The organism is Microbacterium sp., assembly GCF_035556355.1.
GTDB lineage: Bacteria > Actinomycetota > Actinomycetes > Actinomycetales > Microbacteriaceae > Microbacterium.
On sequence record NZ_DATMFG010000045.1, the window covers coordinates 90,657 to 111,525 of the forward strand.

The following is a 20,869-nucleotide window of genomic DNA, read 5'->3' on the forward strand; positions in this document are numbered from 1 at the left end:
CTCGCCGCGCGACGGACTAGCGCTGCGGCTGCGAGCAGGTGACCTGCGCGGCGGTCGTGCCGGTGATCGACGACGGGAGCTCGACCGCGGCATCCGCGGGGGGCGGGGCCGCGGCATCCGTCGGGTCCGTCGCCGCGTCGGTCGTGCCGGGCGTCGGCGTGACGGATGCCTCGGGCGTCGGCTTCGTGGCCTCGCCTGCCACCTCCGGGGCACCCGCGGCCGCGCTCGTCGAGCCGGTGAGGACGAGTGCCTTGTTTTCGCGCAGCGCGGCGAACAGCACGTCGCCCGCATCGCGAACGGGAAGGACGTCGCTGCGGCCGTCGCCGGGGATGTACCGCGTCGGATACTGTACGAAGACGATGTCGGCGTAGTCGACGTCTTTCACGGCCATCGCGATCTGCACCATGAGCGTCGGGTTCGTGAGCGACCGGCTCAGGAGGAGCTGGCCCTCGGTGACCTGCTTCATCGCGGTCGTCGCGAGCGAGAACAGCGTCGACGGGTTCGACAGGACGGAGTCGCCCTGCAGCTTGCGCACGAGCGAGGACATGAACTGCTGCTGGTTCGAGATGCGACCGAGGTCGGATCCGTCGGCGACGCCGTGACGCATGCGCAGGAACTGGAGCGCCTGGACGCCCTGCAGGGTGTGCGTGCCGGCGGTGAGCGTCAGCCCTGTGTGGGGGTCGTGCACGTCGCCCGTCACGCACACGTCGACGCCCCCGATCGCGTCGGACATGTTGATTACGCCCGTCCAGCGGATCGCGCCGGCGAACTGGATGTCCTCGCCCGTGAGCGCCTCGACGGTCTTCACGGTGCACGCGAGGCCGGACATGTACGACGCGTTCAGCATCTGCGAGCTCATCGCCGAGTACTCGCCGCCCTCGGCCCGCGGGCACGCGGGGATCGGCACGAGCATGTCGCGCGGGAACGACACCACCGTCACGCGACGCGGGTTGTCCGAGATGTGCAGGAGCATCGTGACGTCGTTGCGCTCGCCCTCGGTGTCGCCGGCCTGGCACGCGCCGGAGAGCGCGGCGTTGGCGCCGTCGCACGAGTCGGTGCCGACGAGCAGCACGTTCACGCCGCCCTCGATCTCGCCGATCGTGGGTGGGAGCGGCTCGTCCCCTTCGAGATCGACCGCGTGATCCGAGACCGCCCGTGCGGAGTCCAGGAGGGCGAAGGCGCCGACGCCCACCGCACTCACGACCGCGACGAGCACGACGACGCCGAGCATCGCCAGAAGCTGCAGAAGCGGGTTGGGTGCCGAGAGCGCCCCATGACGGGCGATCGGATGCCGCGGCCCGCGCCGCGCGGAACCACCCGCCACGTCAGCCGTTGGCCCTCAGATTGCCCGCGGAGCACGTCTCCTGGTCGGCGCTGAAGCCCGAGATCGACGACGGCAGCTCGACCGGCGTCGGCGCAGGAGTCGCCGTCTCGGTCGCACCGGGCGTCGGCTCGGTCGGAGCGGGAGTCTCGGCCGGCTGGTCCGAGGGCTGGGGGTCGACCACGATCACGCCGCCGCCACGGCTCGGGTCGCCCGTGAGGCTGATCGGCACGTTCGCGTCGATCGCCGCCCACAGCTGCTCGGCCGCCTCGTAGTTCGGCACGACGCGGTTCGGGTCGGACGGGTCGGCGTTGACGGGATACTGCACGAAGACGATGTCGTCGAACGGGACGTTCTTCACCGCGAGTGCGATCTGCATGAGCGTCACGGGGTTGGTGAGCGACTCGCTCGGCGTGACGTTGTCGACCGCCGTGGTCGCCAATTTGAGGAGCGTCGGCAGGTCCGACAGCACGTCCTCGCTCATGATCTTCTTCGCGAGGCGCGACATGTACTGCTGCTGGTTGCTGATGCGGGCCAGATCACTGCCGTTCTCGAGACCGTGACGCGTGCGCAGGAACTGCAGCGCCTCCAGGCCCGAGATCGTGCGCGGACCGGCCGGCCAGTCGATGCCGGTGTAGCGGTCGCGGATGCCGCCGTTGCCGATGCAGACCTCGACGCCGCCGATCGCGTTGGTGATCTCGATGACCCCGCCCCACGTGACCTTCGCGGCGAACGGGATCGGACGCCCCGCGAGTTGCGAGACCGTCTTCACGACGCACGAGAGGCCGCCGTACATGTAGGCGGAGTTGATCATCTGCTTGCTCATCGCGGACGTCTGCGACCCGTCGGCGCGCGTGCACGACGGGATCGGCACCATGAGGTCGCGGGGGAACGACACGACGGTCACCCGCCGCGGCTCGGCCGAGATGTGCACGAGCAGGTTGACGTCGTTCAGCTCGCCGCCCGCGTCGGCGCCGGTGCAGCGGCTTCCGAAGAACTGCGCATACTCGGGTTCGCACGCGTCGGTGCCCGCGATGAAGAGATCGACTTCGCTTTCGATCGCCCCGATGTCGGGAGGGACGGGACCCTGATCCTCGAGGTCGACCGCCCCCTCGGCGAAGCTCGCCGTGATGTCGTACGCGGCGTACGCGGCGATCCCCGCACCGGAGGCGAGCACCACGGCGACGATCACGCCGAGCACCTTCAGAAGCAGAGAGAACGGATGCGGGGACGACAGCTCGCCGTGGCGCGCCACTGTGCGGCGCCCACGTCGTGCGGGCCGGGTCGTCTTGGTCACAAGGGCTCTCTTCTAGCGGAGGGTGTGGGATTCGAACCCACGGGACATCGCTGCCCACTGGTTTTCAAGACCAGCTCCATCGGCCGCTCGGACAACCCTCCCGTCGGGAAGCCGGCTTCGCGGCATCCGTCGATCAGGCGTCGAGTCTAGCCGACAGCGCTGTCGTGCCATTGTTCCAACGGTGTCTGGACAAGCTCTGAAAGACGCGCGTGCGGCGGCTCAACCGATCCGCGCGGCGACAGGGATGGGAGCGCGCCCACACTAGAGCTTGCGGAGCACCTCGGCCACGCCGCCGTCGTGAACCGACAGCGTCGTCTCACCCGCCGCCTCGCGCACTTCCTTCGGACCCTGCTCCATCGCGACGGCGCGACCGCCGTTCTCGAGAGCCCAGCGGAACATGCCGACGTCGTTGCGTCCGTCGCCGATCACGAGCACGTGCTCGGGGTCGATGCCGAGCTCGCGGCGCACGATCTCGAGCCCCGTGCTCTTGTCGACCCCCTTCGGCGCGATGTCGAGCCATGCGGTCCAGCCGATCGCGTAGGAGACCTGGTTCAGTCCGATCCGCTCCACGAGCTCGAGGAAGTCGCGTTCGCGCTTGTCGGGCGAGACGACGACGACGCGGCACACCGGCTGCGCGCCGAGCTCATCGAAGGGGACGCGGCGCGCGTTCACGAGGTTCCAGTCCTCGAGGTACTCGGTGTAGAGGCGGTGCCCGTCGGGCAGCTCGACCATGTACCGGGCCTCGGGCAGATGCTCGTGCAGGATCGTGAGCACCTCGCGCGCGTCGAACGTCTCGGTGTGGAAGCGCTCGTACTTCAGCTCGTCGGCGTCGATGCGCTTGAGCACGACCGCGCCGTTCGAGCACACGACGTATTCGGGCGCGATCTGCAGCACGCGCAGGATGCCTCGCGTGCCCTCCCAGCTGCGCCCGGTCGCGATCATGACCTCGTGGCCCGCCTTGTGCGCGTGCTCGACGGCCTCGACGACCCCGGGGCTGAGCGACTCGTCTTCCAGCAGCACGGTGCCGTCGATGTCGAGCACGATGAGCAGCCGCTCGACGACGACCGCCGGGTCCTCGGTGTCGCGCGCGACCCGCTCGACGAGCTTGGCCGCCTTCTTCGGCTTGACGACCTTGACGCTGCCCGTGGGCGGAAGATGAGCTTCGGTCAAGACACGGGCTCCATGACTTCGAGCCCGCCCAGGTACGGCCGCAGCACCTCCGGCACGGTGACCGAGCCGTCCTCCCGCTGGTGGGTCTCGAGCAGCGCGACGATCCAGCGGGTCGTCGCGAGCGTGCCGTTGAGCGTCGCGACGTGCTGCGTCTTGCCGCCGTCCGGGCGGTGACGGATGTCGAGGCGACGCGCCTGGTAGGTCGTGCAGTTCGACGTCGACGTGAGCTCGCGATACGCCTGCTGCGTCGGCACCCACGCCTCGATGTCGTACTTGCGCGCCGCGCTCGAGCCGAGGTCGCCCGCGGCGACGTCGATGACGCGGTACGAGAGGCCGAGGTCCTGCAGCATCCGCTCCTGCTGGGCGAGGAGCCGCAGGTGCTCCTCCTCCGAGTCCTCGAGGGTCGTGTAGACGAACATCTCGAGCTTGTTGAACTGGTGCACCCGGATGATGCCGCGCGTGTCCTTGCCGTACGACCCCGCCTCGCGGCGGTAGCACGTCGACCAGCCGGCGTAGCGCTTGGGGCCCTTGGAGAGGTCGATGATCTCGCCCATGTGGTACCCGGCGAGGGGCACCTCGCTCGTGCCGACGAGATAGAGGTCGTCGTCTTCGAGGTGGTAGACCTCGTCGGAGTGCTGACCGAGGAACCCGGTGCCGCGCATGACCTCGGGCCGCACGAGCGTGGGCGGCGTGAGCGGCGTGAAGCCCGCCTCGAGCGCGCGATCGAGCGCGAGCATCATGATCGCCAGTTCGAGGCGCGCACCGATCCCGGTGAGGAAGTAGAAGCGGCTGCCCGACACCTTGGTGCCGCGCTCCATGTCGATCGCGCCGAGCAGCTCGCCGAGCTCGAGGTGGTCGCGCGGCTCGAACGAGAACGCGGGAACCTCGCCGTGCGTTCGCAGCGTGACGAAGTCCGCTTCGCCCCCCGCCGGCACACCGTCGATGATGACGTTCTCGATGCGCGCCATCGCCTCGTCGGCGGCCTGCTCGGCGACGGTGACGGCCTGCTGGGCCTCCTTCACCCGGACGCTCAGTTCCTTCGCCTCGGCGGCGAGCGCCGCCTTCTCCTCCTTCGGAGCCTGCGCGACGCGCTTGCCGTGCGCGTTCTGCTGCGCGCGCAGCTCCTCATAGGCGGCGATGGCCTGGCGGCGGGCCCGGTCGGCGGCGAGCGCGGCGTCGACCGTGTCGGGCGACTCCCCCCGGGCCTCCTGCGAGCGCCTGACCAGCTCGGGATTCTCGCGAAGAAGCACTGGATCGATCACCCCACGAGTCTAGTCGGGCGAACTTCGCGCACACCGTGGCGGTGCGGTCTTAGGGTTGGAGCCATGACAGCCGCATCCGGGTCCGGGGACGAGCCCCGCCGCGACGATCCGGACCAGCCCGCCGACGTGCACGAGCACACGGATGCGCCGGATCCCGAGCGCGCCGCCGCACCCGACGACACGATCCGCGAGCCGGAGGACGTCGAGCCCGACAAGCCCGGGCGTGAGGGCGAGGCCCGCCGCGTCGGCGAGGAGGGCGAGCGCAAGCCCTTCCCCGCCGAGGAGGAGCCGCGCAAGCGCGCCGCTCTGGTGTACAACCCGACCAAGGTCGACGCGGACGCCCTGCGCAAGAGCGTCGCCGACCACGCGAAGGCCGCCGGATGGGCCGAGCCGCTCTTCTACGAGACGACGGTCGAAGACCTCGGCGACGATGTCACGCGGCAGGCCCTCGACGAGAAGGTCGACGCGGTGCTCGTCGCGGGCGGCGACGGAACCGTGCGCGCCGTGAGCGAGGCGATGGGCGGATCGGGCGTTCCGCTGACGATCGTGCCGAGCGGAACGGGCAACCTGCTCGCGCGGAATCTGCGGCTGCCGCTGGACGATCCGGATGCCATGGTGGCGGCGACCTTCGACGGCGACAGACTCGAGATGGACCTCGGCTGGGCGGCCCTGCGCCGACCCGACGGCGAGACCGCCGAGCATGCATTCGTGGTCATGGGCGGCATCGGCCTCGACGCGGCGATGATCGCCAACACGAACCCGCAGCTGAAGAAGACGGTCGGATGGGTCGCCTACGTGGACGGCGCCGCACGCTCGCTCGCCAGCGCGAAGCCCTTCCGCGTCGTGTACCAGCTGCCCGGACGCCGACTGCACTCCGCGCGCGTGCAGAGCGTGCTCTTCGCCAACTGCGGGTCGCTCCCCGCCGGCCTGGAGCTGATCCCCGAGGCATCCGTGACCGACGGAGCCCTCGACATCGTCATCTTCCAGCCGAAGGGCGCGTTCGGCTGGCTCTTCGTGTGGCGGCGCGTCGCGTGGGACAACAGCGTGCTGCGCCGCTTCCGGGCGGGCCGCAAGGTGCTCGCGATCACGACGCGGGACAACTCCGTGCTCTACACGCGCGGCGAGGGCATCGAGCTGGCGCCCACCGAGGCGCAGCCCGTGCAGCTCGACGGCGACGAGTTCGGCGAAGCGGTGCACGTGCGCACGCGCATCGCGCCGCGCGACCTCATCGTGACCGTGCCGAAGGGGCATGAAGTAGACGGCCTCTGACGGCGAGGACCGGATCGATCAGCCCTTGACCGCTCCCCCGAGGCCCGCCGACCGCAGGAAGACGTTCTGGAACAGGAGGAACATCGCGATCGGGATGAGCGTCGCGATCGCGAGCGCGGCGAGGAAGACGTCGAGCTCGGTCTGGGACTGCACCGCCGGCAGGCGCACCGACAGCGGCTGCACCGCCGGATCGGGCAGCACGAGCATCGGCCACAGGTAGTCCTTCCAGGCGGCGATGATCGCGAAGACCGACACCACCCCGAGGATCGGCTTCGACATCGGAAGCACGATGGACCAGAAGAGCCGGAAGGGTCCGGCGCCGTCGGTCTTCGCCGCCTCGAACACCTCGCGCGGGAGGCTGTCGAAGAAGCGCTTCACGAGGAGGATGTTGAAGGCGTTCGCGCCCATCGGCAGCCACACCGCGAGGTAGCTGTTGAGCAGGCTCACGTCTCCCAGCAGAGGCGGGTTGACGATCGTGAGGTACAGCGGCACGAGCAGGACGATGCCGGGGATGAACAGCGTCGCGAGCACGAGCCCGTTGAGGATCGGCGCGTACTTCGGCCGCAGCACCGACAGCGCGTAACCGGCCGTCGTCGCGATGAACAGCTGCGTGAGCCAGGCCCCCGCCGCGATCACGATCGTGTTGAAGAAGTACTGGTCGATGTGGATGTCGTTCCACGCCGTCGACAGGTTCTCCCAGTCGATGCCGTTCGGCCACAGCGCGAACGGCTGCTGCAGCGTGTCCTGCGTCGGGGTCACGGCCGCCTTCGCGAGCCACAGGATCGGCCCGAGGCCCGCGATCACGAGCGTCGCGAACAGGAAGACGTGCGTGACGGCGAGGCCCGCGCGGGTGCCGGGTCGGCGACGTTCGGATGCCGAGACGATCGTGCGCTCGCTCATGAGGCGCTCCAGCGGTTCGTCAGCTTGAAGTAGAGCCACGACAGGATCGCGAGCACGATCGCCAGCAGCACCGAGACCGCCGTCGCCTCGCCGTAGTCGCCGCCGAGCGAGTTCCGGAACGCCTTGTCGTAGATGTAGAGGAGGATCGTCTTCGTCGCCCCGGCCGGCCCTCCGCCCGTGAACAGGAACGGCTCGAGGAACACCTGCGCGGTCGCGATGATCTGCAGGATCAGCATGATGAAGAGGATTCCGCGCAGCTGCGGCAGTGTGACGTGCCACACCTTGCGCCAGATGCCGGCGCCATCGACCTCGGCCGCGTCGTACAGCTCGGGCGGCACCGACAGCAGGGCTGCGAGGTAGATGATGATCGACCCGCCCGCCGCCGCCCATGTGGCCTCGAGAACGAGGGACGGCATCGCCTGCACGGCCGATGAGATCCACGGCTGCGGCGGGATGCCGAACCACGAGAGCGCCGTGTTGAAGACGCCGTTCGGCGACGAGTCGTAGAAGAAGCGCCACAGCAGCACCGCGACCACCGGGGGGATCACGACCGGCAGGTACGCGAGCGCCGAGTACAGGCCCTTGGCGCGCCGCACCTCGCTCATGAGCACCGCCATGAACAGCGGCAGCGGGAACCCGAAGAGCAGCGCGAGCAGCGCGAAGAACAGCGTGTTGATGACGGCGCGACCCAGCTGCGGGTCGGTGAGCACCGCGACGTAGTTGTCGAACCCGACCCACTCGCTCACGATGAGGTTCGTCTTCTGCAGGCTCATGATCACCGACTGGACGATCGGCGACCACGAGAAGAAGAAGAACACGAAGACCATCGGCAGCACGAACAGCAGGTTCGCGAGACCGCCGCCGCGGTACCACGTGAGCGGTGTGCGTCGCGTGGGTCGGCGCTCGGGGGGTGGGGCGGGGGCGACGGATGCCGCGGCCGGGCGTTCCGGAATGGTCGCAGTCATGCGGGGCTTTCGTTGTTCGATGGGCCGTCCGGCGGCGGCGCTTCGTCTCGCTTCGCTCGCTCAGCGTCCGGACCGGGGAACCCGGTGGCTCAGCGAGGGCGGAGCCGAGACGAAGCGCCGCCTACCGGATCACTGGTCGAGGATCGCCTGCGCGTCGGCCTGGGCCTGCGCGAGGAGCGCGTCGATGTCGGCGTTCTCGTCGGTGAGCACGGTCTGCACGACGGTGTCGAGCAGCGCGTAGATCTCCTGCGTCGCCTTCTTCGGCTCGCCGACCGGCGTCTGGTCCCAGATGCTGTCGATGAACGGCTTCATCTGGTCGCGCGGCACGTTGATGTAGTCCTCGATCCACACGAGCGACTCCTCGTACAGCTCACGGCTGAGCACGGGCAGCACCGGCGTGCCGACGGCCTGGCCGGAGTCGTTGAGCGTCTTGGCGTCCTGCACCGCGGCGTCCTCGTCGAGGAGCTTCTGCATGTAATACCAGTCGATCCACTCGACCGCCGCCGCCTTCGTGGCGTCGTCGACGGTCGGGCTGATCACCGCGATGTCACCGCCGCCGAGAGTGCCCGGGTCGTCGCCCTCGATCGGGACGACCGCGAGCCCGTAGACGTCGGGCTCGAGGCCGAAGTCGCGCACGAGCGCCGTGTAGACATCGGAACCCGATGTGTACATGCCGATGTTGCCCGCGGCGAACTCCTGGTTGATCGTGCCCCAGTCGAGGTCGACCTTCGATCCGAACGAACCGTCCTCCCACTTCAGGTCGTGGAGGAACTCGAGCGTCGCCTTGGTGGCCGCGTTGTCGATCGTCGATTCGGCCGAGCCGTCCTCGTTGTCGACCTGGGTGCGACCGCCGCGCGCGACGGTCTGCGCCGTCAGCTGCCAGCCGCCGGTGTTGTTGATCGCCATCTGCGCGTAGCCGGCCTTGCCCGTGGCATCCGTGATCTTCTTCGCGTACTCGCGCACCTCGTCCCACGTGGTGGGCGGCTGGTCGGGGTCGAGCCCGGCCTGCTCGAAGAGGTCGCGGTTGTAGTGCAGGCCCATCGCGTAGGCCTGGCGCGGGAAGCCGTAGATGTTGCCGTCGGAGTCCTTCACGCCGTCGAGGATGATCGGGTTGAACGCGTCCTCGTAGCCGAGTTCCTTGATCTCGGCGGTGACGTCCATGAGCTGCCCGTTCTCGAGCAGCGTCTTGGAGTCGGTGAACGGCACCGTGAACACGTCGGGCAGGCTGCCGCCGGCCAGCTGCACGGCGAACGTCGGGCCTTCCCACTCGTACTCGACGCCGATGATGTCGATGTCGGGGTGCTCGTCCTCGAACTGCTTCTCCTGCGCGGCGAACGCCTCGTAGGCCGCCGCGTCCGCTCCGGGCGGGAAGGTCGCGACGCGCAGCTCGACCTTGCCGCTCTCGCCGCTTCCCCCGCTGCTGCTCGTCGAGCAGCCCACGAGTGCGCCGACGGTCGCCACCGCGGCGACACCGGCGAGCAGGACCCTTGCTGGTGACTTCATCGTCTTTCCTTTCTTGGTGGGCGGATGCCGCGTCACGCTGCCGCGGCATCCTCCGGGATGTGCGGTGTGGTGCCCGTCGCCGCGTCGGATGCGCCGGCATCCGTCGTCTCGTCGGAGACACGCAGCCACGCTGTGGAGTTGCCCGCCAGTCGCCCGCCGTCGAGCGGGCCGCTTGCGAGCAGGAGCTCCGCGCCGACGGGCAGCGGCACGGGGCTCCCGCCGGTGTTCACGACGCACGCGAAGTCGCCGCGTCGGAAGGCCAGGACGTCGTCGGCGCCGGGCGTGCCGGCGGGAACGGCGTCGTGCCACCACTCGAGCGGCACGTCGGGATCGAGGTCACGGCGCACGCGCAGCGCCTCGCGATAGAGGTTGAGGGTCGATGCGGGGTCCGCCTCCTGCGCCTCGACCGTGAGCGCCCGCCACGATTCGGGCTGCGGCAGCCACGTCTGGACTCCGTCGGGGCTGAATCCGAACGGCGGGCGCTCGCCCGACCAGGGCAGCGGCACGCGGCATCCGTCCCGTCCCGGATCGACGCCGCCGGACCGATGGTGCATCGGATCCTGGATCAGCTCGATCGGCAGGTCCTCCACCTCGGGCAGGCCGAGCTCGTCGCCCTGGTAGATGTAGAGGCTGCCCGGCAGAGCCGCGACGAGGAGCGCCGCGGCGCGGGCGCGGTGCAGGCCGAGCTCGGGGTCGGTGGGCACGCCGAAGCGCTTCTTGAGGAAGGCGAACGCGGTGTCCTCGCGGCCGTACCGCGTGACGGGGCGCGTGACGTCGTGGTTGCTGAGCACCCACGTGCTCGGTGCGCCGACCGGGGCGTGCGCCGCGAGGGTCGCGTCGATGGACTCGCGGAACGACTCCGCGCCCCACGGCCGCGCGAGGAAGTCGAAGTTGAACGCGGTGTGCATCTCGTCGGGACGCAGGTAGTTCGTGAACCGCACGATGTCGGGCAGCCAGATCTCGCCCACGAGCACACGCGTACCGGGGTACGAGTCGGCGATGGCGCGCCACGAGCGGTAGACGTCATGAAGCTCGTCGCGGTCCTCGGTGGGGTGCGAGCCTGGGCCCTGCTTCTCGCCGACCTCGGGCAGATCGGGATCCTTGATCAGCAGTGCCGCCGAGTCGATGCGCACGCCCGCGACACCCCGGTCGAACCAGAACCGCAGGATGTCCTCGTGCTCGCGCCGCACGTCGGGGTGGTTCCAGTTCAGGTCAGGCTGCTGGGGCGTGAACAGGTGCAGGTACCACTCCCCCGGCGTGCCGTCGGGGTTCGTCGTGCGCGTCCACGTCTCGCCCTGGAAGTTCGACACCCACCGCGTCGGCATCTCGTCGCCGTTCGGGCCCTTGCCCGGGTGGAACCAGAACCGCTCGCGCTCGGGGCTGCCAGGACCTGCCGCGAGCGCGGCCTGGAACCACGGATGCTGGTCGGACACGTGATTCGGGACGATGTCGATGATCGTGCGGATGCCGAGCGCCAGCGCCTCCTGGATGAGCGCCTCCGCCTCGGCGAGAGTTCCGAACCGGGGATCGATGTCGTGGTAGTCCTGCACGTCGTACCCGCCGTCGGCCATCGGGCTCGGGTACCACGGGTTGAACCACAGCGCGTCGACGCCGAGCTTCTTGAGGTAGCCGAGTCTCTGCCGTACGCCCGCGAGGTCGCCCGTGCCGTCGCCGTTCCCGTCGGCGAAGCTGCGCACGTACACCTGGTAGATGACGGCGGACCGCCACCACTGCGGATCATCGGTGCTGGGCGTGAGAGCGCCACGGGTTTCAGCTGCCTCGCTCGCGCGGGTCAGGACGTCGCTGTCCACTGAGCTCCTCGTCATCGGAATCAACGTAAGTTCGGTAGAGATGACGGTAGTGTGTCCGCTTCGCACACGCAAGACTGTGATGAATCTTTGCAAGATTATGATCGCTGTCGGATCGGGGAGCGCGCTCGCAGGGCGGAGCGACGCGCGCGCAGGCTCCTTCCCGGACGCTGAGCGAGCGCAGCGACCGGGCGGCGGAACGGCCGGCGGTTACTCGGGGACGGGGCCCGTCGAACCGCGCAGCACGAGCTCGGGTTCGAAGAGCAGCTCATCGCCGGCCTCGGTCGTGCCGGCGACCTGCGACAGGAGGAGTTCGATGACGGTGCGGCCCATGGACTCGATCGGCTGACGCACGGTCGTGAGCGGCGGCTCGGTGCAGCTCATGAGTGCGGAGTCGTCGAACCCGACGACGCTCACGTCCTCCGGAACGCGCAGACCCGCGCGACGGGCCGCGCGCACGGCGCCCAGCGCCAGCGGATCGCTCGCACACACGATCGCGGTCGCGCCCGACGCGAACAGGCGCGAAGCGCCGGCCTGACCCGACTCGAGCGAGTACAGGCCGTGCACGATGAGCTCCTCGCCGAGCGGCGAGCCGAGCTTCTCGAGCAGGGGTCGCGCCGCGGCGAGCTTGCGCTGGGACGGGATGTGATCCGGCGGGCCGAGCAGCAGACCGATGCGCCGGTGCCCGAGCTGGTGCAGATGCTGGATCGCCTGCTCCGCCGCGGCGCCGTCATCCGTCGACACCGTCGCGAAGTCGAGCGAGTCGATGCGCGCGTTCACGAGCACCGTCGGCAGGTTCACCTGGCGCAGCCGCTCGTAGTGGGCGTGCGGGGCATCCGCCTGGCTGTAGTTGCCGCCCAGGAAGACCACGCCCGACACCTGCTGCTGCAAGAGCAGGTCCACGTAGTCGGACTCGGTGATGCCGCCCGCGTTCTGCGTGCACAGCAGAGGCGTGTAGCCGTTCTGCGTCAGGCCGCCGCCGATGATCTCGGCAAGCGCGGGGAAGATCGGGTTCTGCAGCTCGGGAAGCACGAGACCCACGAGGCGCGCGCGTCCGCCGCGCAGCTTCGTCGGGCGCTCGTAGCCGAGCACGTCGAGGGCCGTGAGCACGGCCTGGCGCGTGGCATCCGACACCCCGGGCTTGTCGTTGAGCACGCGACTGACGGTCGCTTCGCTGACCCCCACCTTGCGCGCCACTTCGGCGAGACGCTTCGACATGCGCTCAGTGTACGCAAGAACTTGCGTCTCAGCGCAAGCCCCTGCAAGGGCTCCCCAGGCCGCGAGTGCACGACGTGGCGTCGAGTGCACCGCATGGCGACGTGGCTACGTCGTGCATCGGGCGCGAAGTCGTGCACTCGCGAAAGATGGGAACAGGTGGGAACAGGAATGAGCGGATGCGTCCGCGGGTTGCTCTCGGAGATGAGCACTTCCACGCCTGCGCCCCGCCTCGCCCTTTCGGTTCTCGACCTCGTGCCGGTGCGCGCGGGGCAGACGAGCGCGCAGGCGATCGCGGCATCCGTCGATCTCGTGCAGACCGCCGATCGCCTCGGATACCGCCGCTACTGGTTCGCCGAGCATCACAACATGCCTGCTGTCGCCTCCACGACTCCCCCCGTGCTGGCGGCGGCAGGCGCGGCGCGCACCGAGCGCATCCGCGTCGGGTCGGGCGGCGTCATGCTTCCGAACCACTCACCGCTCGTCGTGGCCGAGCAGTTCGCGGCGCTCGAGGCGCTCGCACCGGGGCGCATCGACCTCGGCATCGGCCGCGCGCCCGGCAGCGACCCCGTCATCACACAGCTGCTGCGGCAGAGCGGCACGACGAGCGATGTCGACCGCTTCCCCGACAACGTCGCCGACATCGTCGCGCTCGTGTCGAGCGAGGGAGCGTCGATCCGGCTGGTGAGCCCGTCGAACCACACGTCCGGCGGAACGTACGGCGTGCACGCGACGCCGGCCGCGACGAGCGCCCCCGAGGTGTGGCTGCTGGGGTCGAGCGATTACTCCGCGCAGCTCGCCGCCGCCTACGGGCTGCCGTACGTGTTCGCGAACCACTTCTCGGGTGAGGGTCTCGAGCGCGCCCTCGACCTGTACCGGTCGCAGTTCCAGCCGAACGAGCAGCACCCCGAACCCCGCACGTTCCTCACCGCCAACGTCATCGCGGCGCCGACCGCCGAAGAGGCGGAGGATCGCGCACTCCCCCAGCTGCACATGATGGCGCGCCTGCGCACGAACATGCCGCTCGTGCCGCTCGAGACGGTCGAGCAGGCGAAGGCGAACGAGAGCTTCGACGGGCTCGCGCAGTCCGTCATGGCTTCCGCCCGCGCCAAGTGGTTCGTCGGCACGGGGGCTGACGTGGCATCCGCCCTGTCGTCCTTCGCGCAGCAGCACGACGTCGACGAGGTCATGATCTCGCCGATCGCGGCGTCGTACGACGCGGAGCCGACGGATGCCGCACCCGGCCGCACCCAGACGCTCGAGCTGCTCGCGGCCGAGCTCGACCTCGCCGGCTGAGCCCGCCGGCCGCCGCGTTTCAGGCGGCGGGCACCCACTCCACCGAGGTCGTGATCTCGTCGAGGATCTCCGGAATCGGCTCCACGCCCAGCCCCGGCCCCTGCGGGACGCCGAGGTGCCCGTCGTGCATGACGAACGGCGGCGTGACGTCGGTTGCATAGAAGCGGTCGCTCGCCGACACGTCACCGGGGAGCGTGAAACCGGGCAGCGACGCGAGCGCGACGTTCGCCGCGCGCCCGATGCCCGACTCGACCATGCCGCCGCACCACACCGGTACGCCGTGCGCCGCGGCGAGGTCGTGGATGCGGCGCGCTTCGAGGTACCCGCCGACACGGCCGGGCTTGATGTTGATGACCTGCGTCGCGCCGAGGCGGATCGCCGCAGCCGCCGTCTGCGCCGAGGTGATCGTCTCGTCGAGGCAGATCGGGGTCTTCACGACCTTGGCGAGGTCGGCGTGGCCGATCAGGTCCTCCTCCTCGAGCGGCTGCTCGATGAGCAGCAGATCGAACGCGTCGAGCTTCGCGAGGTGCCGCGCATCGCCCAGCGTGTACGCGGTGTTCGCGTCGACCTGGAGCAGCACGTCGTCGCCGAAGCGCTCGCGCACGGCGCGGACGGGCTCGATGTCCCACCCGGGCTCGATCTTGAGCTTGATGCGCACATACCCCGCGTCGAGGTAACCGCCGACGGCGTCGAGCAGCTGCGGGATCGAGTCCATGATCCCGACCGAGACCCCGCACGGCACGCGATCGTGCACCGAGCCGAGCTCGCGCGCGAACGAGCGGCCTTCGGCGCGCAGCTCGGCGTCGAGCACCGCCATCTCGAGCGCGCCCTTCGCCATGCGGTGGCTCTTGAACTTCTTGAGCGCCTCGGCGACCGACGGGGCATCCGACACCCCCGCCGCCGCGAGCGCGGGGATGAGGAACCGCTTCATGACGTCGACGGCGCCCTCGGTGTACTCGGGCGAGTAGATCGGGTCGGGAAGCGTCACACACTCGCCCCAGCCGGATGCCGCATCCGCCACCGCCTTCACCAGCAGGATGTCGCGCGCGGTCTGCGTGCCGAACGACGTGCGGAACGGCGACACGAGCGGCATCGCGACGCGCCGCAGCTCGAAGCCTTCGATCTTCATCGGGCGGTTCCCCCTTCGGGTCTCACGATGCCAGTTCCGCGACGAGCGCGGCTACGAGGGCCGTGCGCGGAGCGATCCCGCTGACGATGACGTGCTCGTGCTCGGCGTGCGCTCCCCCGCCGACAGCACCGAGGCCGTCGAGGGTCGGGACGCCGATGCCGGCGGTGAAGTTGCCGTCGCTTCCGCCGCCGACCGCCACGCCGACGAGCGGGTCGAGGCCGAGTGCCGCGGCGAGCGCCTGCGCACGAGCGAACAGAGAGGCGGATGCCGCGGCCTCCAGCGGCGGCCGGTTGACACCACCCAGCACGGACACCTCCGCCCCCGGTGTCACCGGAGCGAGCGCCCGGATCGCCGCATCGACGCGCTGCTGCTCGGTCGCGGTGCGCGCACGCACGTCGACCCACACGGAGGCACGTGCCGGCACGGTGTTCGTCGTCGAGCCGGAGCCTGCGACCGTCGGCGTCACCGAGGTTCCGTGCGCGGGGTCGGCAAGCGCCGAGATGGCGAGCACCTGGTGGGCGAGCTCGACGGTCGCGTTCACGCCCTTCTCGGGCTCGAGACCCGCGTGGGCGGCGAGCCCGTCGACGACCACTTCGTAGAGCGAGACGCCCTTGCGCTCGAGCTTGAGCGCGCCGCCGTCGGCTGAGGCCTCGAGCACGAGCGCGGCCCGCGCTCCGCGCGCGGCGTCTTCGATGAGGCGACGCGAGCTCGGCGAACCCACCTCCTCGTCGCCGGTCACGAGCAGCGTCACGCCGTCACGGTCGTCGAGCGACGCGACGGCGTGCAGGGCCATCGCGAGGCCGGTCTTCATGTCGAAGCATCCGGGACCCGTCATGACGTCGCCCGAGATCGCGAACGGGATCCGCTCGATCGTGCCGATCGGCCACACCGTGTCGTGGTGCGCGAGCACCAGCACGCGGGTCTCGTCGCCGAATCGCCAGCGCAGGTGCGCCACGCCGTCGATCACGAAGCGCTCAGGCGCCGCGCCCAGCAGCCGTCCGCCGAGTGCCGCGACAACATCGGCCGATCGCGCCACGGCGGCGTGGTCGGCGGACGGAGACTCGCACTGGACGAGTACGCGGATCGTGTCGACGATCGACGGCAGGTCGAGGTTCACAGCCAGCCGATGAACTTCTCGGGCGTGATGACGACCGCGACCGAGTACTCGTCCTTGATGCGGTCGATCTTCCACCCGAGGCGGTCCAGGCCGGCCCGGTACTTCGCCCAGTACGCGTCACCGAGGCGGTCGAGCCACACCCTCGTCGACTCGGGCGAGATCGCCGCCGTGCCCTGGATGATGTGCACGTCGTCGCCGACCCCGTCGGTCTCGAGGTGGAACAGCACCTTCGGGTCGGCCTGGATGTTGCGCGTCTTCACCGAGTGCGGCTGCACGAACACGAGGATCTTGCCTTCGTGCCAGAAGAACCAGACCGGCACGGCGTGCGGGTACCCGTTGCGCCCGTTGGTGCCGAGCCAGCCGATCTCATCCGTCTCGAGCCGCTCCAGCGTGCGGGCGTGGATCTCGTTCGTGGGATCGAGTTCGAGCTTCGCCGGCATCAGACCTCCGGTTCTCCGCTGAGCAGCCCGCGCAGCCAGTCGCGGGCCTCGACGAACACGTCGTCGGAATATCGTTCGGGATAGTGGACGACCACCCGGTCCGCGCGCGGGTACGACCCGAGGAACACCACCTTCGGGCTAAAGCGCCGGAGTCCGAGCAGTGCGTCGGCCATGCGCTCGTCCTGGATGTGCCCGTCGGCATCGATCACGAAGCGGTACCGGCCGAGGGCGTCGCCGATGGGGCGGGACGCCAGCAGCGACAGGTTGATGCCCCGCGTCGCGAACTGTTCGAGCATCTCGAGCAGCGCGCCCGGTCGGTCTTCGGGCAGCTCCACGATGAGCGATGTCTTGTCGGCTCCCGTCGGCGGGGGCGGCGGAACCGTGCGCCCCACGAGCACGAAGCGGGTCACCGCGTTCGGGTTGTCGCCGATGTTCTCGGCGAGGAGCTCGAGCTCGTGGTGCTCGAGGATCCCGGGTGGGGCGATCGCGGCATCCGCGTCGCTCGTCCCGTCGATCAGGCCGACGGCGCTGGCCACGTTGCTCGCCGCCGGGATGTGTGCGTGCGCGGGCAGGGTCTTGGTGAGCCACTGCAGGCATTGCGCGTAGGCGACCGGATGCGCCGCCACGAGCGACACGTCTTCGAGGCGGGTGCCCGGGCGACCGACGAGGACGAACTCGACGGGGACCAGGTACTCCCCCACGATCCGGAGGCCGGGAACGGTCGCGAGCGCGTCCTGCGCCGTCGAGACGCCGCCGTCCACAGAGTTCTCGATCGCGATCATCGCGGCGTCGGACGTGCCCTCGATGACGTCGTTGAGCGCTTCGCCCACGTTGCGCACGGGCCGCCAGATCTGGTCTCGCGCCTCGGGAACCTGTGCGAGCGCCGCTTCGGTGAAGGTGCCCGCCGGGCCGAGATAGCTGTACGTGCGGCGACGGGGAGCCTCGGGCTGGTCGGTCACGGCGTTCAGCCTAGTCCGGGGCGAAGACACGTCGCTCGGCCGTCGGGGCCGACGCTGCAACGCGACGGGCCTTTCGTCCCAACCGCGACCCTCGTGCGCGGCGAGCATGAAGTCAGCGGTCGGGACGACGGAGAGCGAACGATTCGGCTGAACCCTGTGGGTCACCTCGTCGATGGAAGTCGCCCGACCGCTTTCACTGCATGCGGCGAGGGTTCGCGTGCGCGGGCGAAGTCGCTTGGGGAGCATCCGCCCGCTCCATCCCTTCCCCATTGACGCATCGACGAAGGAACGTCCATGAACAGCATTCCTCCGGTCCCGCCGGCCGCGCCGGCGCCGGCCCCCGACGCGACGCCGCAGTACTCCGCACCGCAGTACTCGGCACCGCAGTACTCCGCACCGCAGTACGCCGCGCCGGGGTCACCGCCGCCGTACCAAGCGCCCGCGGCGCCCGGTGTTCCCGGCAAGCAGTTCATCGCCGCGTGGCTGCTGTCGTACTTCCTCGGGGTCTTCGGCGTCGACCGCTTCTACCTGGGGAAGGTCGGCACCGGCATCCTGAAGCTGATCACGTTCGGCGGATTCGGCATCTGGTGGCTGATCGACCTCATCCTGATCCTCGCCGGCGCGGCGCGCGACAAGGACGGACGCCCGCTCGACGGATACGACCGGTACAAGAAGGTCGCGTGGATCGTGACCGGTGCGATCGTCGCACTCGGAATCGTCATCAGCGCCGTGAACGGCGCCATCGCCGCGAGTCTCGGCACCGCGTCGTCGCCCACCGACACGACGCAGATCTCCCGCGAAGAGCCCGTGGTCGAAGAACCGGCCCCGGTGGACGACCGCGAGGCGGTCCCGGGCCTCGTCGGCCTGACCGTCGCGGAAGCCCGTGCCGCGGTCGAGGACGCCGGATTCGTGCTCGCTGTGCCGGACGGCACCGGCGACGACTGGGTCGTCCTGACGCAGACTCTGTCGGAGGGGCGCCAGGCCGACCCCGGCACCGAGATCCTGGTCACCGCCGAGGCGCCGAAGCCCGTCCTCACGCTCGCGCAGCAGAACGCGGTGAAGGACGCGCAGTCGTATCTGGACTACAGCGGGTTCTCGCGGCAGGGCCTGATCGGCCAGCTCGAATTCGAAGGCTATTCCACCGAGGATGCAACGTTCGCGGTCGACTTCGTCGATGCCGATTGGAACGCCGAGGCCGCCGAGACTGCGCAGTCGTACCTCGACTACACGGCGTTCTCGCGGCAGGGCCTGTACGAGCAGCTGGCCTTCGAGGGGTTCACACCCGAGCAGATCGAGTTCGCTCTCGCCGCGGTCGGCTACTGATCGACTCGCGATGACGGGGCATCCGGGCGTGTGACGATTCACGCGCCCGGATGCAACCCGGCGACAGAACCGCGTACCGCGCGGCAGACTAAACGCATGACTCGTGCAGGACAGCCAGCGGAAGCATCCGACCTCATCGACGTCGACGAACTCATCGCCGCGTACTACGACCGCAAACCGGATGCCTCGAACCCGGCCCAGCGCGTCGCGTTCGGCACGAGCGGTCACCGCGGTTCGGCCCTCACGACGAGCTTCAATGAGGACCACATCCTCGCCACGACGCAGGCGATCGTCGAGTACCGGCGGTCGCAGGGGATCACCGGACCGCTGTTCCTCGGACGCGACACGCACGGACTGTCGCTTCCGGCCGAGCGCAGCGCGATCGAGGTGCTCGTCGGCAACGGGGTGGACGTGCGGGTGGATGCGCGCGACTCGTGGGTTCCGACGCCGGCGCTGAGCCACGCGATCCTCACCCACAACCGGGGCCGCGCCGCCGACGATCCGGGCCGCGCGGACGGCATCGTCGTCACACCGAGCCACAATCCGCCGCGGGACGGCGGCTTCAAGTACAACCCGCCGGACGGCGGACCGGCCGACGTCGACGCGACCAGCCGGATCGCGCAGCGCGCGAACGAGCTGATCGCCGCGGGACTCGACGGCGTCATCCGCACGCGGTTCGCCGACATCGACGCGGATGCGCTGGGCGAGTACGACTTCCGCGACGCGTACGTGCGCGACCTCGCGAACGTGATCGACATGGAGGCGATCCGCGCGTCGGGCATCCGCATCGGCGCGGACCCGCTGGGCGGAGCATCCGTCGATTACTGGGCGCTCATCGCCGAGATGTACGGGATCGACCTCACCGTCGTGAACCCCGACGTCGACCCGACATGGAAGTTCATGACGCTCGACTGGGACGAGAAGATCCGCATGGACCCGTCGTCGCCGTACGCGATGGCGGCCCTCGTCGCGAGACGCGGCGACTACGACCTGCTCACGGGCAACGACGCCGACGCCGACCGGCACGGCATTGTGACGCCCGACGCGGGGCTCATGAACCCCAACCACTACCTCGCGGTCGCGATCGACTACCTCATGACGCACCGGCCGGACTGGCCCACGGATGCCGCGATCGGCAAGACCCTCGTGTCGTCGATGATCATCGACCGGGTTGTCGCCGCGCTCGGACGCCGGCTGTACGAGGTGCCGGTCGGGTTCAAGTGGTTCGTGCCGGGGCTGCTCGACGGGTCGATCGTCTTCGGCGGCGAGGAGTCCGCGGGAGCGTCGTTCCTGCGGCGCGACGGCTCGGTGTGGACGACCGACAAGGACGGGATCATCCTGTGCCTGCTCGCGTCCGAGATCCTCGCCGTCACGGGAAAGACCCCGTCGCAGCGGTACGCCGAGCTCGAGGCGCAGTTCGGGTCGTCGGCGTACCAGCGCGTCGACGCGCCCGCCACTCCGGCGCAGAAGGCGGCCCTCGCCAAGCTCTCGCCCGAGGCGGTCACCGCGACCGAGCTCGCCGGCGAGCCCATCACGGCGAAGCTGTCTCACGCGCCCGGCAACGGCGCGGCGATCGGCGGACTCAAGGTCGTGACGGATGACGCGTGGTTCGCCGCGCGCCCCTCCGGCACCGAGGACGTGTACAAGCTCTACGCCGAGTCGCTGCGCGGCCCCGAGCACCTCGCGCAGGTGCAGGAGGAGGCGCGCGCGGTCGTGTCGGAGGCCCTCGGCGGGGTGTGACGGTCTCTCTCTAGATGTACTGCCCAGGGAGGTTGTTTGATCTGGCTTCCCTGATGTGACGAGAACCTCCCGGCAGAGTGGAGCTGCTACCGCATCCGCTCTGAACCAGGAGGTTCTCGTGTCTCACGCTAACGCGGCGCTCACCCCGCGCCAAA

The 20,869-nt window shown here is 69.7% G+C and carries 17 protein-coding genes and 1 tRNA gene; 4 read left to right on the forward strand and 14 right to left on the reverse strand.

Annotated elements, in window-relative coordinates:
- Window positions 1-16: 16 nt before the first annotated feature.
- The 5 genes from VNR19_RS13310 to serS form a co-directional block, all read right to left on the reverse strand.
- The gene (locus VNR19_RS13310) at window positions 17-1,324 is read right to left on the reverse strand and encodes an LCP family protein (protein ID WP_325727510.1); all 1,308 of its coding nucleotides are present in this window, start codon (window positions 1,322-1,324) and stop codon (window positions 17-19) included.
- Between the two features lies 1 nt (window position 1,325).
- A complete protein-coding gene (locus VNR19_RS13315) occupies window positions 1,326-2,618 on the reverse strand; it encodes an LCP family protein (RefSeq protein WP_325033397.1) in 1,293 nt (430 codons plus the stop codon).
- 16 nt (window positions 2,619-2,634) lie between these two features.
- Window positions 2,635-2,719: transfer RNA gene (locus VNR19_RS13320), tRNA-Ser, on the reverse strand.
- Between the two features lie 160 nt (window positions 2,720-2,879).
- On the reverse strand, window positions 2,880-3,788 hold the full coding sequence (locus tag VNR19_RS13325; RefSeq protein WP_325727512.1) for an HAD family hydrolase: 909 nt from the start codon (window positions 3,786-3,788) through the stop codon (window positions 2,880-2,882).
- Window positions 3,785-5,050 carry a serine--tRNA ligase gene (gene serS / locus VNR19_RS13330; RefSeq protein ID WP_325033399.1) on the reverse strand — a complete coding sequence of 422 codons (1,266 nt, stop codon included), beginning with the start codon at window positions 5,048-5,050 and terminating at the stop codon, window positions 3,785-3,787. Before serS ends, VNR19_RS13325 begins: the two co-directional genes overlap by 4 nt.
- A 63-nt stretch (window positions 5,051-5,113) precedes the next feature.
- On the opposite strand from serS, the gene VNR19_RS13335 reads away from it, so the two are divergent.
- Window positions 5,114-6,319 carry a diacylglycerol/lipid kinase family protein gene (locus VNR19_RS13335; protein ID WP_325727515.1) on the forward strand — a complete coding sequence of 402 codons (1,206 nt, stop codon included), beginning with the start codon at window positions 5,114-5,116 and terminating at the stop codon, window positions 6,317-6,319.
- Between the two features lie 18 nt (window positions 6,320-6,337).
- Here the strand turns inward: VNR19_RS13335 and VNR19_RS13340 are convergent, their stop codons facing one another.
- The 5 genes from VNR19_RS13340 to VNR19_RS13360 all read right to left on the reverse strand — a co-directional run bounded on the left by VNR19_RS13340 (window position 6,338) and on the right by VNR19_RS13360 (window position 12,713).
- Window positions 6,338-7,219, reverse strand: coding sequence for a carbohydrate ABC transporter permease (locus VNR19_RS13340; protein ID WP_325727517.1), 882 nt, complete (start codon window positions 7,217-7,219; stop codon window positions 6,338-6,340).
- A complete protein-coding gene (locus tag VNR19_RS13345; protein WP_325727519.1) occupies window positions 7,216-8,184 on the reverse strand; it encodes a carbohydrate ABC transporter permease in 969 nt (322 codons plus the stop codon). Before VNR19_RS13345 ends, VNR19_RS13340 begins: the two co-directional genes overlap by 4 nt.
- 129 nt (window positions 8,185-8,313) lie before the next feature.
- Entirely contained in the window at window positions 8,314-9,687 is a 1,374-nt protein-coding gene (locus VNR19_RS13350; protein WP_325727521.1) for an ABC transporter substrate-binding protein, read from the reverse strand.
- 32 nt (window positions 9,688-9,719) lie between these two features.
- Complete coding sequence (locus tag VNR19_RS13355; protein WP_414684180.1) at window positions 9,720-11,513, reverse strand: glycoside hydrolase family 13 protein; 1,794 nt, start codon at window positions 11,511-11,513, stop codon at window positions 9,720-9,722.
- Between the two features lie 192 nt (window positions 11,514-11,705).
- Window positions 11,706-12,713, reverse strand: coding sequence for a LacI family DNA-binding transcriptional regulator (locus VNR19_RS13360; RefSeq protein WP_325727525.1), 1,008 nt, complete (start codon window positions 12,711-12,713; stop codon window positions 11,706-11,708).
- A gap of 201 nt (window positions 12,714-12,914) precedes the next feature.
- Between VNR19_RS13360 and VNR19_RS13365 the strand changes: the two genes are divergently transcribed.
- Window positions 12,915-14,006, forward strand: a complete 1,092-nt coding sequence (locus tag VNR19_RS13365; RefSeq protein WP_325727527.1) for an LLM class flavin-dependent oxidoreductase — start codon at window positions 12,915-12,917, stop codon at window positions 14,004-14,006.
- 19 nt (window positions 14,007-14,025) lie between these two features.
- On the opposite strand, the gene menC is transcribed toward VNR19_RS13365, so the two are convergent.
- Genes menC through pheA form a run of 4 tightly spaced genes read right to left on the reverse strand, consistent with a single transcriptional unit; the run spans window position 14,026 to window position 17,651 of the window.
- Window positions 14,026-15,135, reverse strand: coding sequence for an o-succinylbenzoate synthase (gene menC, locus VNR19_RS13370; protein WP_325727529.1), 1,110 nt, complete (start codon window positions 15,133-15,135; stop codon window positions 14,026-14,028).
- A 22-nt stretch (window positions 15,136-15,157) separates the two neighbouring features.
- Entirely contained in the window at window positions 15,158-16,252 is a 1,095-nt protein-coding gene (locus tag VNR19_RS13375; protein WP_325727531.1) for a M20 family metallopeptidase, read from the reverse strand.
- The gene (locus tag VNR19_RS13380) at window positions 16,249-16,692 is read right to left on the reverse strand and encodes a pyridoxamine 5'-phosphate oxidase family protein (protein ID WP_325727533.1); all 444 of its coding nucleotides are present in this window, start codon (window positions 16,690-16,692) and stop codon (window positions 16,249-16,251) included. Before VNR19_RS13380 ends, VNR19_RS13375 begins: the two co-directional genes overlap by 4 nt.
- Window positions 16,692-17,651, reverse strand: a complete 960-nt coding sequence (gene pheA / locus VNR19_RS13385; RefSeq protein WP_325727535.1) for a prephenate dehydratase — start codon at window positions 17,649-17,651, stop codon at window positions 16,692-16,694. Before pheA ends, VNR19_RS13380 begins: the two co-directional genes overlap by 1 nt.
- A gap of 294 nt (window positions 17,652-17,945) precedes the next feature.
- Between pheA and VNR19_RS13390 the strand changes: the two genes are divergently transcribed.
- On the forward strand, window positions 17,946-18,974 hold the full coding sequence (locus VNR19_RS13390) for an Ltp family lipoprotein (RefSeq protein ID WP_325727537.1): 1,029 nt from the start codon (window positions 17,946-17,948) through the stop codon (window positions 18,972-18,974).
- A gap of 96 nt (window positions 18,975-19,070) precedes the next feature.
- Window positions 19,071-20,714, forward strand: coding sequence for a phosphoglucomutase (alpha-D-glucose-1,6-bisphosphate-dependent) (gene pgm / locus VNR19_RS13395; protein ID WP_325727539.1), 1,644 nt, complete (start codon window positions 19,071-19,073; stop codon window positions 20,712-20,714).
- Window positions 20,715-20,869 lie beyond the last annotated feature (155 nt).

Bases quoted from the DNA above. Each gene is read 5' to 3' on its own strand.
- VNR19_RS13335 (WP_325727515.1), top strand. From the start codon at position 5,114: ATGACAGCCGCATCCGGGTCCGGGGACGAGCCCCGCCGCGACGATCCG.
- VNR19_RS13340 (WP_325727517.1), bottom strand. From the start codon at position 7,219: ATGAGCGAGCGCACGATCGTCTCGGCATCCGAACGTCGCCGACCCGGC.
- VNR19_RS13345 (WP_325727519.1), bottom strand. From the start codon at position 8,184: ATGACTGCGACCATTCCGGAACGCCCGGCCGCGGCATCCGTCGCCCCC.
- VNR19_RS13350 (WP_325727521.1), bottom strand. From the start codon at position 9,687: ATGAAGTCACCAGCAAGGGTCCTGCTCGCCGGTGTCGCCGCGGTGGCG.
- VNR19_RS13355 (WP_414684180.1), bottom strand. From the start codon at position 11,513: ATGACGAGGAGCTCAGTGGACAGCGACGTCCTGACCCGCGCGAGCGAG.
- VNR19_RS13360 (WP_325727525.1), bottom strand. From the start codon at position 12,713: ATGTCGAAGCGTCTCGCCGAAGTGGCGCGCAAGGTGGGGGTCAGCGAA.
- VNR19_RS13365 (WP_325727527.1), top strand. From the start codon at position 12,915: ATGAGCACTTCCACGCCTGCGCCCCGCCTCGCCCTTTCGGTTCTCGAC.
- menC (WP_325727529.1), bottom strand. From the start codon at position 15,135: ATGAAGATCGAAGGCTTCGAGCTGCGGCGCGTCGCGATGCCGCTCGTG.
- VNR19_RS13380 (WP_325727533.1), bottom strand. From the start codon at position 16,692: ATGCCGGCGAAGCTCGAACTCGATCCCACGAACGAGATCCACGCCCGC.
- VNR19_RS13390 (WP_325727537.1), top strand. From the start codon at position 17,946: ATGAACAGCATTCCTCCGGTCCCGCCGGCCGCGCCGGCGCCGGCCCCC.
- pgm (WP_325727539.1), top strand. From the start codon at position 19,071: ATGACTCGTGCAGGACAGCCAGCGGAAGCATCCGACCTCATCGACGTC.